Raw genomic sequence first — 14020 nt, 5'->3', positions numbered from 1 at the left:
GAATTTAACGTGCGGGGCGATTGGCGGATAGTCGGCCGGAAGCGACGCAGTTTGAGGGAAATTTCCGATGAGGCTGTCCGGCGTTGGGTTCGCAGCTTGTTTAGCTATTCGTTAGCGACGGCACCAGCAACTATTCGCTTACCGATTTGCCTTCCCACCTCCAATGCCTGCCCATCCCTCTGCTTCCCCTGCCGCGCCTGCCCCACCAACTGCGGAATCAAATCCCCTTCCGGCAAGTGCTTCCAGAATCGCCCCGGCATGTGTTGGCGCAACGCGGTGGGGTTGAGCCTCGCCGGGTTGAAGATGTGTCGATAATAGGTGCGCCACAATTCCGCGCCGGGGTCTTCGGCGTGGCGGGCCCATTGTTGCCATTGCTCGGGGCAACGGCGCTGGTAGTCCAGCGAATGCCCATCGAAACGAATGCCGTCGCGGGGCGTTGCGATCAGCCAGCGTTGTCGACCCAATCGCTCGGCAAAATGCCCGCTCGCGCTTTCAAGGATGTCGTGGGCCGGCTGGTGGAAAGCCACAAGGTCCAGTTGCAGTTGTTCAGCGACCGCAGGCGGCAAGGGTATGAAACGCACGAATGCATGAAGGTGATGGGCTTCGCGGCTGACCTGCTTGATGCGCCGTTGCAGCTCGCTGCCCAATCGATCACCAGCGAGCATAGCGGTGCGATCACCATGGGCGACGCGCCAGAGCACTTCGTACAACAGGTTCCAGCGTTGTTCGCCCTGGTAGCGGCTGGCCTGTTCCAATTGTCCCAACAGACCCGCCGGGACGCGTGTCTGGAACGGTCCCGGGCCTTGCGGCAATGCCGCCGGCACGGCCAGCAGGTCAGCCATGGGGCCTTGGGCCCAGGTTACGTCGCTGGGGTCGATTCCGTGGCCCAACAGTGTTCTGGCCTGACTACGCCAGGTGCTGAAATCGTCGTCGCAATCCAATGCAATCACGCCCACAACCCCATTTGTACGGGCCGCTGCGGATCGCGCAAGCGCGCTCGGAGCAAGCCGCTGCGCACCTGGCCGTCAGCGGGTCGGTAATCGCTGGTCACAATGAACGGACGGGCCTTTTCCAACACGCAACGCAACTGCACCAGGTCGTCGTAGCGAATCCGCCGTTCCCTGCGCAGTGCCACCAGGCGTTGCACGCTACGAAGGCCGATGCCGGGAATACGCGCGAGCAAGGCCGGCTCGGCACGGTTAAGGTCGAGTGGAAACACATCGCGATTGGCCAACGCCCAGGCCAGCTTGGGGTCGATGTCCAGGTCCAGGTTGCTGGACGTAGTCAACAGCTCGCCCGCCTTGTAGCCGTAGCCACGCATCAGGAAGTCGGCTTGGTAGAGCCGGTGCTCGCGCAGCAAAGGTGGCGCGGCGAGTGGCACGCTGGCGGGGCTTTCGGGGATCGGGCTGAAGGCAGAATAATAGACCCGCCGCAATCCGTAGCCTTGATAGAGCGACTCGGCATTGCTGAGGATGGCGTGGTCATCGGTGGCATCCGCCCCGACGATCACCTGGGTGCTCTGCCCGGCCGGGGCAAAGCGAGGCGCCCGCGGTTCGCCGGCCACTGCCTGTTGACCGTCGTGGATGGTGCCCATGGCCTGGCGAATCGTCTTCAATTGCTTTTCCGGCGCCAGGCGCTTGAGGCTCACCTCGGAGGACAATTCGATATTCACGCTCAGGCGATCCGCCAGCCGCCCTGCCTCTTCGATCAATAGCGGATCCGCGTCGGGAATGGCCTTGAGATGGATGTAGCCTCGAAAGTGATGCTCCTCGCGCAGCAACCGCGCCACCCGGACCAGTTGCTCCATGGTGTAGTCGGCCGAGCGAATGATGCCGGAGCTCAGGAACAGACCGCTGATGCAATTGCGACGGTAGAAATCCAGGGTCAGCCGGACCACTTCTTCGGGTGTGAAACGCGCCCTCGGCACGTTGCTGGAGCGACGGTTGACGCAGTACTGGCAGTCGTACAAGCAGAAATTGGTCAACAACACCTTGAGCAGCGATACACAGCGCCCATCCGGCGTGTAGCTATGGCAGATCCCCATGCCGTCAGTGGCCCCAAGCCCGTCCCGACCACGCGAACTGCGCTTGGGAGCACCACTGCTGGCACAGGACGCGTCATATTTGGCGGCGTCGGCAAGAATGCCGAGCTTGGCGATAAGCTCCATGGAAGATTCTCAAATACTGTATGCATACACAGTATTTGGAGATTGACCGCGATGCAAGCTCCGCTGGTCAATCCAACCAACGAGCAGAGTGTGACTGGTGGATTCATCGGCACCATGATGGGCTATAATCCGGTCATTCACGCGATTCGAGGTCCAACCCCATGGGCACTGTCAGCCTTGAAACAAAAAAGGCCTACGCGGCCAGGACGCGCAGGTCCAACTACGCGGCCAGCCTGCGCCTGGAAGGTTTCAAAGTGTCTTTCGAGGACGGCGAACGCAAGCTGCCTTCCCGTGAAGATGTCTTGAAAACCTTCACCAAGACCCGAGCCTGATGCCGGACAAATATGGCGTCGGCGAGGACGCCTACTGTTATCCCGGCTCCACGGTCCTGCGCAACAAACTCGATATCCGCGACGAACCCACCCTGGGCGAAGCCGAACAACAACTCTCGGCCATCGCGGCAAGCGACGTCGAATTCACCCCTCCTCCTTACAGCCTGGCTTACCTCCAGAATATCCATCGCGCCTTGTTCGCCGACTTGTTCGAATGGGCTGGACAGTTGCGAACCGTCGGCATGGCCAAGCAGGACACGCGTTTCTGCCAACCCGAATACATGGAAAAGGAAGCCAATAAAATCTTTGCCAGGATGGCAGCGGCGAACTGGTTCGAAGGGATGGGCCGAGCAGAACTGATCGTGGCCGTGGCGGATGCGTATTCCGATATCAACGTCGTTCACCCCTTCCGCGAAGGCAATGGCCGCGCCCAGCGCATCCTGTTCGAGCACCTCATCATGAACGGGTTTCGAAATCAGTTGGTGGGGCATCGAAAAAGACGAATGGATCAGCGCCAACATCGCGGCCTACAACTGCGTACTCGAGCCTATGGAAACGGTTTTCAAGAAGTGCATTGGACAGCCGATACAATCCCGACCATAAGTTATCTGCACTTCCTCGCTTAAGTGATACATTCCGTGCCAGCCAACCCTGCCGAAACCCTCTGTATGTACCGGATTGCCTCCTTTCCCCCAAACGAGCAAGGCCGAGACTTTGTCGTGGGCGACGTACATGGGCATTTCAAGCTTTTGGCGAAGGCCTTGGACAACCTCGAGTTCGATACCGAAATAGACCGGATTTTTTCCGTAGGCGACCTCATCGATCGCGGCCCCGACTCCGAAGATGTATTGAATTGGCTTGGAAAATCCTGGTTTCACGCGGTACGCGGCAACCATGAACAAATGGTGATCGACGGCATCCGCGGCCACGGAGACAAACCCAGGCACATCCGCAACGGCGGAGCCTGGCTCTACGCGTTGAACCCGGCCATCCAAGACCAACTTCTAAAAGCCCTTCAAGCACTTCCACTCATTATCGAAATCGACTTATCGGCTAATAAAACGATTGGAATCGTACATGCCCAAGCGCCGTTTTTCGGGCTGGATAATGATTGGCAAGGTGCGAAAGACGCCATTACCGGGGCACTCGGAAAGCAGGTTCAACAACAAGCCTTGGCGGAAGCCTTGTATGCCCGGGACAGGATCGAACAGCAGGACCCTACTCCCATAAAGGGCATCCACGAACTCTATGTCGGACATTCATCAGTCCCCACCGTCACGCGCCTCGGCAACATTGTCTATGTGGACACTGGCTGCTCCTTTTCCGACGGAGCACTGAGCCTGGTGGAAATCAGCAGCCAATCTGTTTTCAGCATAGGCATGACGCAGTGAGGTAAGGGACTGCCTCGCTCATCGGTCCAGGGCCGACGGCATTCGCTGCCGTCCCATACCTGATAAACTGTGCGCCCTTCGCATCCGCCTCCAGATTCCCATGCCTCTTCAAGAAACTTCGCAACAGTCCGTGTCCCGCCGCTTCAGCGTGGCGCCGATGATGGACTGGACTGACGCCCACTGCCGCTACTTCCTGCGCATCCTCTCCAAACACGCCCTGCTCTACACCGAAATGGTCACCACCGGCGCCCTGCTCAATGGCGATCACGAGCGCTTCCTGCGCCATCACGAAACCGAGCATCCGCTGGCCCTGCAGCTGGGCGGCAGCGTTCCCGGCGACTTGGCCGCTTGCGCCCGAATGGCCCAGGAGCACGGTTACGATGAGGTCAATCTCAACGTCGGCTGCCCAAGCGATCGGGTGCAGAACAACATGATCGGCGCGTGCCTGATGGGGCATCCAGAATTGGTGGCCGATTGCGTGAAGGCGATGCGGGATGCGGTGTCGATCCCGGTGACGGTCAAGCATCGGATCGGGATCAATGGTCGCGACAGCTACGAGCAGTTGTGCGAGTTCGTCGGGACGGTGCGTGACGCCGGCTGCACCAGTTTTACCGTGCACGCGCGGATTGCGATCTTGGAGGGGTTGTCGCCGAAGGAGAATCGCGACATCCCGCCGCTGCGTTACGACGTGGTAGCGCGGTTGAAAGCGGATTTTCCTGAGCTGGAAATCGTGCTCAACGGTGGGATCAAGACGCTGGAGGCCTGCCACGAGCATCTGCAGACGTTTGACGGTGTGATGCTGGGTCGCGAGGCCTACCACAACCCGTATCTGCTGGCCGAAGTGGATCAGCAGTTGTTTGGCAGCACTGCCCCCATCATCACTCGGGCCGAGGCCTTGGCAAAGCTGCGGCCGTATATTGCCGATCACTTGGCGAACGGCGGTGCCATGCACCACATCACCCGCCATGTGCTGGGACTGGGCACGGGATTCCCGGGCGCGCGGCGGTTCCGGCAGTTGTTGTCGGTAGATATCCACAAGGCCAAGGATCCGTTGGCGCTGCTGGACCAGGCGGGGCAGTTGCTGGAAGGGCGTTAACCGTCACTTGCTTTGAACCTGCGCGCGGTTTTGGCATCGTATCTACCGACAGTTGCCCCGGCCATTCAAACAGCCGTTTCCAGGTTGTTGCCGCTGGGGCCATCGATACCTCTTCACGCCCTTGAGTGGCTGCCAGCCCTCGGGTAATGTCAACGGACCCATAGGACAGAGCACGCTCATGACTTCCAAGCTGGAACAACTCAAGCAGTTCACTACCGTCGTGGCCGATACTGGCGACTTCGAAGCCATCGCCCGCATCAAGCCCGTCGACGCCACCACCAACCCTTCCCTGCTGCTCAAGGCCTCGGCAATGCACGGTTATGCCGAGCTGCTGAACGCCTGCGTGGCGGACTGCAAGGGCGACGTAGGCCTGGCCAGCGACCGCTTTGGCGTCGCAGTGGGCCAGGAGATTCTGAAAGTGATTCCCGGGCGCATCTCCACCGAAGTGGATGCACGCCTGTCGTTCGACACCGAAGCCATGCTCAAGCGAGCGCATCGTCTGGTAGACCTGTACGAAAAAGCCGGCATTGGCCGGGACCGCGTCCTGATCAAGATCGCTTCGACCTGGGAAGGCATCCGCGCCGCCGAGAAACTCGAGCGCGAAGGCATCCAGTGCAACCTGACGCTGCTGTTCTCCTTCGCCCAGGCCGCCGCCTGTGCCGATGCCGGGGTATTCCTGATCTCGCCGTTCGTGGGCCGTATCTACGATTGGTACAAGAAAGCCAACGGCAACGACTACACCGGCGCGGACGACCCGGGCGTGCAGTCGGTGACGCGCATCTACAACTACTACAAGTCCAATGACTACAAGACCGTGGTCATGGGCGCAAGCTTCCGCAACCTCAACCAGATCGAACAACTGGCCGGTTGCGACCGCTTGACCGTCAGCCCTGAACTGCTGGAGAAACTGGCCACCGATGAAGGCAAGCTGGAACGCAAACTGGCGCCTGGGCAAGCTGGAGAAGCGCGCCTGAGCCTCAACGAAGCGCAATTCCGCTGGTTGTCCAACGAGGACGCCATGGCGACCGAGAAACTGGCTGAAGGCATCCGTCAGTTCGCCCGGGACCAAGAGAAGTTGGAGGCGTTGCTGCAAGCCAAGCTTTGAGCTGACTCGCAAGGCATGAAAAAGGGCGAACCTTGGTGGGTTCGCCCTTTTTTTATGCGGCTCAGCCTGAGAAATCTGGCGCCTGTGCAGGCCATTCGCGAGCAAGCTCGCTCCCACAGGAGAATTAGGGGCAGCTCCAAAGGCTGCGGCCCAACGCAAGACACTGTGGGAGCGAGCCTGCTCGCGAAAGCGTCAATTCGGTCTACACACGCTCAAGAATCAAGGCCGCTCCAGCGCATTCACCAGGTCATGGAACGCTTCACGATTGGAATCGTTCAGCCCCATGAGGATCTTGTGGGCTTCAAGCACCTTGATCCGCACTTCCTCTTCGGACTGGTCCTGATCAGGCAGGTCATCCAGGCATTCCGGACACGGAACCGGATCGCCAACGATGTTGAACACCTGGTCGAAGCCCATCGATTGGAGAAGACGGGTAATGTCGTTGTGGGTGGTGACGACAGTCGGCAACAGGCCAACCTTTTGCCGCGACAGGATCGACAGCTTGGCCAGCAGGCCCAAAGTGGTGCTGTCGATGCTGCGGGTTTCGGTCAGATCGATCACGATGGCGTTGAAATTCAGCGCGGTGAAGATCTTCTCGATTGTCGCATCCAGCGCCGAACACAAGGTCAGGCGCACTTCACCGACAAACTTCAGGACAAAGGTGCCGTCCTGCTCGGCGAACTGGATTCTACCGGTACTCATCAAAGGTTCCTGCTCAACACTAACAGGGCGATATCATCCGGCATCTCCCCTAGCGTGGCTAATCCAAACACTTGGCGCAGGCCTTCCAGGCTGCCGCCCGCCGCACTCACCCGCTCAGGCAAGGCCGCTTCTTTCTCTTTGAGTGTAGGTTCTGACAAAAGGTCCAGAATGCCATCAGACATCAGCGTCAGGCTGAACGTCGGTGGCAGCTCCAGAATGTGGTCTTCGTAGGTGGCCTCGTTGAACAGGCCTACCGGCAAACCACGCCCTTCCAGGTAACGAACACTGTCAGGTGTATACAACACAGGCAACGGCAGGTGACCGCCGATGCTATACGTCAACAAACCAGTCTCCTCGTCGATGACTCCACCGACCATCGTGACGTGTTTGCCCAGCTTACAGCTGATCAGGCCCCGGTTGATATGCCCAAGGACTTCCGAAGGCTTGAATTCCGGCAACGTACCGTTGCGCTTGGATTCGAACAACAGCCGCGTGGTCATGAATTTGAGCAGTACCGTCACGAATGCCGACGAAGCGCCGTGGCCGGAAACATCCGCCAGGTAGAACGCCACTCGTCGCTCATCGACGCGAAAATAGTCCACGAAGTCGCCCGACAGGTACAACGACGGGATGATCTGGTGGGCAAAGCGAAAATCGTCGACGGTCCAAGGGCTGACCGGCAGCATGTTCATCTGCACCTGGCGCCCGGCGTTCTGGTCTTCCTGCAGCAGGTTCAGGCTTGCCTCGAGCTCGCGATTGGCGGTTTCCAGCTTTTCGCGATAGCGCTGGTTTTCCACCAGCAGGCGCGAACGATCCAAGGCCCGACGCACCGAGTGCTCGAGCACCGCGAGGTCTTCAAGGGGCTTGATCAGGTAATCCGCCGCGCCCAGGCGCAAGGCCTCGACCGCATCGTTCATGACGCCCGCGCCCGACACCACGATCACTGGGGTCTGCGAGGAGATCTCGGTGACCTGGCGAATGAGTTCGAGTCCGCCCATCTGCGGCATGCGCAGGTCGCAGATGACCAGGTCGGGCTTCTCCTGTTCGAATACCTGAAGACCCTGTTGGCCGTTACTGGCCTGCAAGACGCTGAAACCACTGTCTTCCAAGTAGGCGGCGAGACTGGCTCGCACCACTTCGTCATCATCGATTATCAGCAGCGTGGCACTGGTTTTTGGCATGTGGGCAAACGGCGCCAGAATTAGGTTGGCGTAGCGGGCGGGGCGGCATGGCCTGGCACGCACTACTGGATTCGCTTTCTAGCCTCTCTGTCGTACCGGCTTCAGGCCTTTGCCCTACACACTGTTACACAGAGGTGCCCTTCTAAGGCGCAGACGGTACTCCCATCCGCGGGGCGTTTCAAGCTCATGCAGACGGTCGCTTGCCGTCATCATTTGTCAAAGTACAGAGAGTTATAAGAACCGAGCGAAGCGTAACTCAATGGAAGGACCAAACCCGCTCAAACGTGACGTCGATGCAAAGAAGGCGGCCTTTCGGGCCGCCTTCCGCGCTCTACGGGACGAGATCAAAAATCGTCTTCGACCTGGCCATCCTTGACCTTGAATTCGCGGTTCTGCAGGAACGCGTTGCGAATGAAGACGTATTTGTCGCCGCTCACCAGTTTTTCCGCGGACAACAGGCTGGCGCGGGTATCGACAATATTCAGGCCCCAGATCGAATTACGCACCGAAACGTTGTCGATGTAGGGATAAGGCGTGGTGTAGCTGTCCACCAGCTTGGCCGGCGCATCACGCAAGGTGCTCGGCCCCAACAACGGCAGCATGACGTACGGCCCGCTGCCCAGCCCCCAATAGCCCAGGGTCTGGCCAAAATCCTCATCGCTGCGCTGCAGGCCCATTTGAGTGCCTACGTCAAAGAAGCCCAGCAGGCCGAAAGTGGTGTTGAAGATCAATCGGGCGGTGTCGACCCCGGCGGCGGCCGGCTTGGCTTGCAGCACGTTGTTGGCCAGGTTGCCGACATCGCCGATGTTGCGGAACATGTTGTGGATGCCGTCCTCGAGGAATTGCGGCGTCACGTATTGATAACCCTGGGCCAGCGGCTTGAGCGCGTAGGTATCAATGGTGTCGTTGAACGTGAAGATGGGACGGTTGATGCTTTCCCAAGGGTCTTCTTCCGTGGCGGCCTGACTGGCGAACGGCACCAGCAGGACGCTGGCGGAAAGACACAGCTGAGCTAGACGATGGCTCCAGCGCATAGGGAAAAACTCCTTGGATTGATCAGGCAAGGGCGCCGAGCCCAGGCGGTGAGGCCGCTAGTATAAGACGGAACACGCGGATAGGCAGCATTGAAAAAGAAGCGCCCGTAGGAAGATTCCACAACGCGCCGCCTTCATTTCCCTGTCACCGGACTGTCATCGCGACCCGTTAGGCTGCGGGTTATTTCAAGGACGTTCCCATGCCACGCGCCGAAGCCCTGCCCCTCCCCGCTCCCAGTCTTACCGCTGTACTGTTCGGCCTGAGCGGATGCCTGGTGGATTTCGGATCGCGCATTCGCCAGCCAGGGGCGACGCCCACGGATCACGCCCAACCGACACCCGGCGCCCTGGAAAGCCTGCAACGCTTGCAGCACCTGAATATCCCCTGTGCCTGGCTCGACGAATTGCCTCCTGCCGTCAGTCATCGGCTGGCCGCCACGTTGCCTGGGTCGATCAAAGCGCCGCAACTTCCTGCAACAAATAATCCTTGGCCAGCGCCACATGCCTGTTGGCAAGCGCTGATGGCGTTGGATGTCCAGCAACTGGACGGTTGTGTATTGGTCAGCGGAGAGCCAAGGCTGCTGCAATCAGGGCTCAACGCGGGATTATGGACCATCGGATTGGCCTCCTGCGGCTCGTTGTGCGGCCTGTCGCCGGCCGAGTGGCAAGACCTGAGCCAACAAGACCGGGAGATCAAGCGCGCCAAGGCGACCGTGCAATTGTTCAGTCTAGGCGTGCATTCGGTGATTGATCACCTGGGCGAACTGGACACTTGCCTGGCCGACATCAGCCTGCGCAGGCAAAAAGGCGAGAAGCCCTGACCGGGATCATGCAGGGCGCGTGAGTGTGGATTACTCTTAAGGCAGGCCATGGACTTTTGACGCTGCGTCGCGGTCCATGGCAGTGCCTATCAATAAAGGGAGTACGCCAATGCCTGCCCGCGACTTGCAAGAACAGCTCAACACACTGCGCGAGCAATTGGACCAGAACCCGCCGCTGTCTGAGCCAGAGCGCGAACATCTGCACGAGTTGATGGCGCAGATCGAATCCCAGATCGAACTGGAAAACCAGGTTCAGGACAACAATCTGGTCGACGGGGTGAACCTGGCCGTAGAGCGCTTTGAGGTGGAGCATCCAACGATTGCTGGAACACTGCGCAATATCGTCAATACCTTGGGCAGCATGGGGATCTGACCTTCAAAACAGCAAAGCCCTGCTATCGCCAGCAGGGCTTTTCAATATCCGCGATCCGAAATGCAACTCCCTGTGGGAGTAAGCCCGCTCCCACAAGGGCGATTATTGGCGAACCAGGCGATGGTTCGGCAACGTCACCTCTTCAGTGCTGCGATACGGATTGATATCCAACCCACCACGCCGCACATACCGTGCGTACACGGTCAATTTCTCCGGCTTGAGCAAGCGTTGCAGGTCGAGAAAGATCCGCTCGACGCACTGCTCATGGAAATCCGAATGCTGGCGGAAGCTGACGATATAGGCCAGCAGGCTGGCATGATCCAGTGCCGCGCCACGGTACTCCACCGCCACGCTGCCCCAATCCGGCTGGCTGGTCACCGGGCAGTTGGACTTGAGCAGATGGCTGTGCAGGCTTTCCTCCACAACGCGCGAGTCATCACAACGCAGCAGCTCTGGACGCGGATGCTCGTAGGAGTCGACGCTGATGTCCAGTTCGTCAATGCAAACCCCAGGCAGTGCCACGACGCCTTCGCTCTCTACATCCTTGAGGCTGCGAATGCGCACGGCCACCGGTTTGCCCGCCGCTGCCGATAGATCCTGGCGCAAGGTCGCTTCCAGGCTCGCAGTGTCTGCGAACGGCGTCTGGTTCAACGAGTTCAAGTACAGCTTGAAGGACTTGGATTCGATGATGTTCGGCGAATCCGCCGGGATCGCGAATTCACCGATGGCCACCACTGGCTTGCCGGACGGCAACAGCCAGGACAATTCGAAGCAGTTCCAGAAGTCCACGCCTTTGTACGGCAGGGTCTCGGCCGTCAGCCCCAACTCCGCCCACTTTGCGGTACGCGGGATGGGGAACAACAAGGACGGCGTGTACGTAGCGATGTATTCGCTGGATTTGCCCAGCGGCGAATGTTCGGCTGCGGGATGCATGACGGAAACCTGACTGAAGAATCAGCGGATTCTACCAGCCTTTGCCACCGCCTTGAGCGCTTACTGACTGACTGTCAGGTCGCCTTTCATCCCGGCTTGATAATGGCCGGGCACATTGCAGGCGAACTCCAGGCGAGTGGCCTTGCTGAACGTCCAGGTCAATTCGCCGGTCTTGCCTGGCTGCACAAGTACGCTGTTGGGGTCGTCGTGGTTCATCCCGCCTTTATCCCCGTGGCTCATGGCGGCATGGTCCATGCCCGATTGCATCCCAGTGGGAGACAACATGCCCTCTTGTTGCATCTTGAGCATCTCCTGCTGGTGCTCCGCGTGCATCGCCGCATCGCCCAGGTTGAACTCATGCAACAACTGCCCTTTGTTGACCAATACAAACCGCACCGTCTCGCCGGCCTTGATGTCCAGCGTCTTGGGATTGAATGACATGTCGCCCATCACCACTTCGATACTGCGACTGGCCTTGGCTGCCGGCGCGGGTTGGCCGAAATCAAAGTGGCCCGGCGACGCCCAGGACGACACACTCAACGCCAGCACAGAGGCGGCCAGGACCAGGCGATTTATCATCAACATGTTCATACTCCAACAAGAGAAGGGTTCAACTTGCCGAAGACTCTAAGCAGGCGCGACTGCCAGTTGACTGACATTTGCATTACAAGTTTGTCAGGTTGGCCCGCCCGCCCATGCGCCACGGTATAACGCCCTGGTACAAATACAGCCTCGAGCCGCCCATGAAACTGCTGATTGTCGAAGACCAACTGAAAACCGGCCAATACCTGCGCCAAGGCTTGAGCGAAGCCGGCTTCAACGCCGACCTGGTGGCAGACGGCATCACCGGCCAGCAATTGGCCCTGAGCGATGAATACGCGCTGCTGATACTCGACGTGATGCTGCCCGGTCGTGATGGCTGGCAGATCCTGCAAGCCGTGCGCGGGGCCGGCCTGGACACGCCAGTGCTGTTCCTGACCGCGCGCGATGCGGTACAGGATCGCGTGCATGGCCTGGAACTGGGCGCCGATGATTACCTGGTCAAGCCCTTTGCCTTTTCCGAACTGCTGGCCCGGGTGCGCAGCCTGTTGCGCCGTGGCAGCTCGACGCCCCAGGAAACCAGCCTGCAACTGGCGGACCTGCGCCTGGACCTGATTCGGCGTCGCGTTGAGCGCAGCGGCCGGCGCATCGATTTGACCGCAAAGGAGTTCGCCTTGCTGGAGATGCTGCTGCGGCGTCAGGGCGAAGTATTGCCAAAGTCGCTGATTGCCTCGCAAGTCTGGGACATGAATTTCGACAGTGACACCAACGTCATCGAGGTGGCGATCCGCCGCTTGCGGCTCAAGGTCGACGACGAGTTTCCCAACAAGCTGATCCACACCGTGCGCGGCATGGGCTATGTCCTTGAAGAGCGCAGCCTGTGAGCCGGTGGTCACTGAGCAATCGGCTAGCGCTGCTCTTCGCCGCCTGCACCGCCGTCGTGTCGCTATTCGCGGGCGTGTTGTTCAGCCGCGGCAGCGAGGCGCACTTCGTGGAGCTGGACCGACAACTGCTCGAAACCCAACTGATCGGCGTACGGCGCGCCGTGCAAGACACCCACGGACATGATCCCCGGATGCGCCTGGACGATGAGTTGAGCCGCCAGGCGGACCTGACCTTGCGCATCAAGGACAGCAACGGCACCCAGTGGCATGGCAGCCCGATCCCGGCGCCGCCCGAACTACCGGAACGCCCCGGCCTGTCCACGCTTCGCGATGCAGACAATGACTATCGGGTGCTGAACGCGCTGCTGTACCCCGATCGCACCGACTCACCCCAACTGACCTTGTTGCTGAACATCACCCATCACCAACACTTCCTGCAACGTATGCAGCGGCTGATCTGGCTGACCGTCGGCCTCTCGGCACTGGCCACCGCCCTGCTCGGTGCCTGGGCGGCCCGGCGTGGCCTGCGCCCCTTGCGACGCATGGGTGCGATCGCCAGCAGCGTTTCGGCCCGCTCCCTCAATGCTCGGCTGCCGGAAGAGCATATGCCCGTCGAACTGGCGGAATTGGCCCGCAGCATCAACGACATGCTCGGTCGCCTGGACGATGCGTTTCAACGCCTCTCTGCGTTCTCCGCCGACATCGCCCATGAACTGCGCACGCCGCTGTCCAACCTGCTGACCCACACCCAGGTCACCCTCACCCGCGAGCGTTCGCTGGAAGACTATCGCGAGGCATTGCACGGCAATCTCGAAGAACTGCAGTGGATGGCGCAACTGGTCAACGACATGCTGTACCTGGCCAAGGCTGATCATGGCCTGCTGGCGCTCCATCGCGAACCGCTGCAATTGGCCGAGGAAGTGGACATCTTGCTGGACTTCTTCGCGCCCCTGGCCGAGGACTTCAATGTACGCCTGGGTCGCGACGGCGAGAGCCTGATCGAGGGTGACCGCAACATGCTGCGCCGAGCCCTTTCCAACCTATTGGACAATGCCCTGCGCTTCACCCCCAGTGGCGGCGAAGTGCGCGTGCGGATTGTCGATGTGGGTCAAGGAGTGAGCGTGTGCGTGGAGAACAACGGCGAAGGCGTTCCAGCGGATTTGCTACCACGCCTGTTCGACCGTTTTTATCGCGCCGACCCGTCCCGCCAGGAAGGCAGCAGCGAACATGCAGGACTTGGGCTGGCCATCACCCGCTCGATCATCCGCGCCCATGGAGGAGATATCAGATGCGAATCGGCCGAGGGCTGGACGCGGTTCGTGATTGAACTGCCCAAAAACAAGTGAGGCGAACAAATCTGTGGCGAGGGGATTTATCCCCGTTGGGCTGCGAAGCGGCCCCCTTCATCAGGCCTGACACACTGCGGTGGCCGAAGGATTAGGGGCGCTTCGCACCCCAGCG

General features: G+C 59.9%; 15 protein-coding genes and 1 pseudogene. 9 read left to right on the top strand and 7 right to left on the bottom strand.

The features are described from left to right. Positions 1 to 104 precede the first annotated feature (104 nt). Both Q7C33_RS22235 and Q7C33_RS22230 read right to left on the bottom strand, forming a co-directional pair. Entirely contained in the window at positions 105 to 956 is an 852-nt protein-coding gene (locus tag Q7C33_RS22235) for a TIGR03915 family putative DNA repair protein (protein ID WP_033864492.1), read from the bottom strand. Then, the gene (locus tag Q7C33_RS22230; RefSeq protein ID WP_407684171.1) at positions 947 to 2167 is read right to left on the bottom strand and encodes a putative DNA modification/repair radical SAM protein; all 1221 of its coding nucleotides are present in this window, start codon (positions 2165 to 2167) and stop codon (positions 947 to 949) included. Before Q7C33_RS22230 ends, Q7C33_RS22235 begins: the two co-directional genes overlap by 10 nt. Before the next feature lie 161 nt (positions 2168 to 2328). Here Q7C33_RS22230 and Q7C33_RS22225 point away from each other — a divergent pair, with 161 nt between their 5' ends. The 5 genes and pseudogenes from Q7C33_RS22225 (at position 2329) to tal (ending at position 6091) form a co-directional block, all read left to right on the top strand. After that, the gene (locus tag Q7C33_RS22225) at positions 2329 to 2499 is read left to right on the top strand and encodes a YhfG family protein (protein WP_085987050.1); all 171 of its coding nucleotides are present in this window, start codon (positions 2329 to 2331) and stop codon (positions 2497 to 2499) included. Continuing rightward, positions 2499 to 3102: pseudogene (locus Q7C33_RS22220) on the top strand (putative adenosine monophosphate-protein transferase Fic). The gene Q7C33_RS22225 and the pseudogene Q7C33_RS22220 overlap by 1 nt, the downstream one beginning before the upstream one ends. Positions 3103 to 3218: 116 nt before the next feature. Beyond that, entirely contained in the window at positions 3219 to 3890 is a 672-nt protein-coding gene (locus tag Q7C33_RS22215) for a metallophosphoesterase (RefSeq protein WP_407684170.1), read from the top strand. 100 nt (positions 3891 to 3990) lie between these two features. Beyond that, on the top strand, positions 3991 to 4986 hold the full coding sequence (gene dusA, locus Q7C33_RS22210) for a tRNA dihydrouridine(20/20a) synthase DusA (RefSeq protein WP_198797818.1): 996 nt from the start codon (positions 3991 to 3993) through the stop codon (positions 4984 to 4986). Between the two features lie 178 nt (positions 4987 to 5164). Further along, positions 5165 to 6091, top strand: coding sequence for a transaldolase (tal, locus tag Q7C33_RS22205; RefSeq protein WP_198797819.1), 927 nt, complete (start codon positions 5165 to 5167; stop codon positions 6089 to 6091). 219 nt (positions 6092 to 6310) lie between these two features. Here tal and rssC read toward each other — a convergent pair whose 3' ends face one another. The 3 genes from rssC to Q7C33_RS22190 form a co-directional block, all read right to left on the bottom strand. Then, complete coding sequence (gene rssC / locus Q7C33_RS22200) at positions 6311 to 6793, bottom strand: anti-sigma factor antagonist RssC (RefSeq protein ID WP_181286889.1); 483 nt, start codon at positions 6791 to 6793, stop codon at positions 6311 to 6313. Beyond that, positions 6793 to 7974, bottom strand: a complete 1182-nt coding sequence (rssB, locus tag Q7C33_RS22195; protein WP_030139975.1) for a two-component system response regulator RssB — start codon at positions 7972 to 7974, stop codon at positions 6793 to 6795. The genes rssC and rssB overlap by 1 nt, the downstream gene beginning before the upstream one ends. A gap of 344 nt (positions 7975 to 8318) precedes the next feature. Continuing rightward, on the bottom strand, positions 8319 to 9008 hold the full coding sequence (locus tag Q7C33_RS22190) for an MlaA family lipoprotein (protein ID WP_030139974.1): 690 nt from the start codon (positions 9006 to 9008) through the stop codon (positions 8319 to 8321). A gap of 200 nt (positions 9009 to 9208) precedes the next feature. Between Q7C33_RS22190 and Q7C33_RS22185 the strand changes: the two genes are divergently transcribed. After that, the gene (locus Q7C33_RS22185; RefSeq protein WP_198797820.1) at positions 9209 to 9829 is read left to right on the top strand and encodes an HAD family phosphatase; all 621 of its coding nucleotides are present in this window, start codon (positions 9209 to 9211) and stop codon (positions 9827 to 9829) included. A 109-nt stretch (positions 9830 to 9938) separates the two neighbouring features. After that, positions 9939 to 10202: a DUF4404 family protein gene (locus Q7C33_RS22180; protein WP_198797821.1), complete on the top strand. Its 264-nt coding sequence runs from the start codon at positions 9939 to 9941 to the stop codon at positions 10200 to 10202. 102 nt (positions 10203 to 10304) lie between these two features. Here the strand turns inward: Q7C33_RS22180 and queF are convergent, their stop codons facing one another. Further along, on the bottom strand, positions 10305 to 11135 hold the full coding sequence (gene queF / locus Q7C33_RS22175) for an NADPH-dependent 7-cyano-7-deazaguanine reductase QueF (protein WP_030139971.1): 831 nt from the start codon (positions 11133 to 11135) through the stop codon (positions 10305 to 10307). 60 nt (positions 11136 to 11195) lie between these two features. Further along, complete coding sequence (gene copI, locus Q7C33_RS22170) at positions 11196 to 11720, bottom strand: copper-resistant cuproprotein CopI (protein WP_030139970.1); 525 nt, start codon at positions 11718 to 11720, stop codon at positions 11196 to 11198. A gap of 158 nt (positions 11721 to 11878) precedes the next feature. On the opposite strand from copI, the gene Q7C33_RS22165 reads away from it, so the two are divergent. Together Q7C33_RS22165 and Q7C33_RS22160 are read left to right on the top strand one after the other, a co-directional pair. Continuing rightward, a complete protein-coding gene (locus Q7C33_RS22165; RefSeq protein ID WP_030139969.1) occupies positions 11879 to 12559 on the top strand; it encodes a heavy metal response regulator transcription factor in 681 nt (226 codons plus the stop codon). Then, positions 12556 to 13905 carry a heavy metal sensor histidine kinase gene (locus tag Q7C33_RS22160; RefSeq protein ID WP_198797822.1) on the top strand — a complete coding sequence of 450 codons (1350 nt, stop codon included), beginning with the start codon at positions 12556 to 12558 and terminating at the stop codon, positions 13903 to 13905. Before Q7C33_RS22165 ends, Q7C33_RS22160 begins: the two co-directional genes overlap by 4 nt. Positions 13906 to 14020 lie beyond the last annotated feature (115 nt).

Origin of the sequence: Pseudomonas sp. BP11-1-1, from assembly GCF_052112105.1 — a bacterium.
Classification (GTDB): domain Bacteria; phylum Pseudomonadota; class Gammaproteobacteria; order Pseudomonadales; family Pseudomonadaceae; genus Aquipseudomonas; species Aquipseudomonas alvandae.
The sequence above is the reverse complement of the archived record's forward strand: the minus strand, read 5'-3'. Positions and strand labels throughout refer to the sequence as shown.

Excerpts from the sequence above, each read along its gene's own strand:
- Q7C33_RS22230 (WP_407684171.1), bottom strand. The coding sequence starts at position 2,167 with ATGGAGCTTATCGCCAAGCTCGGCATTCTTGCCGACGCCGCCAAATAT.
- Q7C33_RS22225 (WP_085987050.1), top strand. The coding sequence starts at position 2,329 with ATGGGCACTGTCAGCCTTGAAACAAAAAAGGCCTACGCGGCCAGGACG.
- dusA (WP_198797818.1), top strand. The coding sequence starts at position 3,991 with ATGCCTCTTCAAGAAACTTCGCAACAGTCCGTGTCCCGCCGCTTCAGC.
- tal (WP_198797819.1), top strand. The coding sequence starts at position 5,165 with ATGACTTCCAAGCTGGAACAACTCAAGCAGTTCACTACCGTCGTGGCC.
- rssC (WP_181286889.1), bottom strand. The coding sequence starts at position 6,793 with ATGAGTACCGGTAGAATCCAGTTCGCCGAGCAGGACGGCACCTTTGTC.
- rssB (WP_030139975.1), bottom strand. The coding sequence starts at position 7,974 with ATGCCAAAAACCAGTGCCACGCTGCTGATAATCGATGATGACGAAGTG.
- Q7C33_RS22190 (WP_030139974.1), bottom strand. The coding sequence starts at position 9,008 with ATGCGCTGGAGCCATCGTCTAGCTCAGCTGTGTCTTTCCGCCAGCGTC.
- Q7C33_RS22185 (WP_198797820.1), top strand. The coding sequence starts at position 9,209 with ATGCCACGCGCCGAAGCCCTGCCCCTCCCCGCTCCCAGTCTTACCGCT.
- Q7C33_RS22180 (WP_198797821.1), top strand. The coding sequence starts at position 9,939 with ATGCCTGCCCGCGACTTGCAAGAACAGCTCAACACACTGCGCGAGCAA.
- queF (WP_030139971.1), bottom strand. The coding sequence starts at position 11,135 with ATGCATCCCGCAGCCGAACATTCGCCGCTGGGCAAATCCAGCGAATAC.
- copI (WP_030139970.1), bottom strand. The coding sequence starts at position 11,720 with ATGTTGATGATAAATCGCCTGGTCCTGGCCGCCTCTGTGCTGGCGTTG.
- Q7C33_RS22165 (WP_030139969.1), top strand. The coding sequence starts at position 11,879 with ATGAAACTGCTGATTGTCGAAGACCAACTGAAAACCGGCCAATACCTG.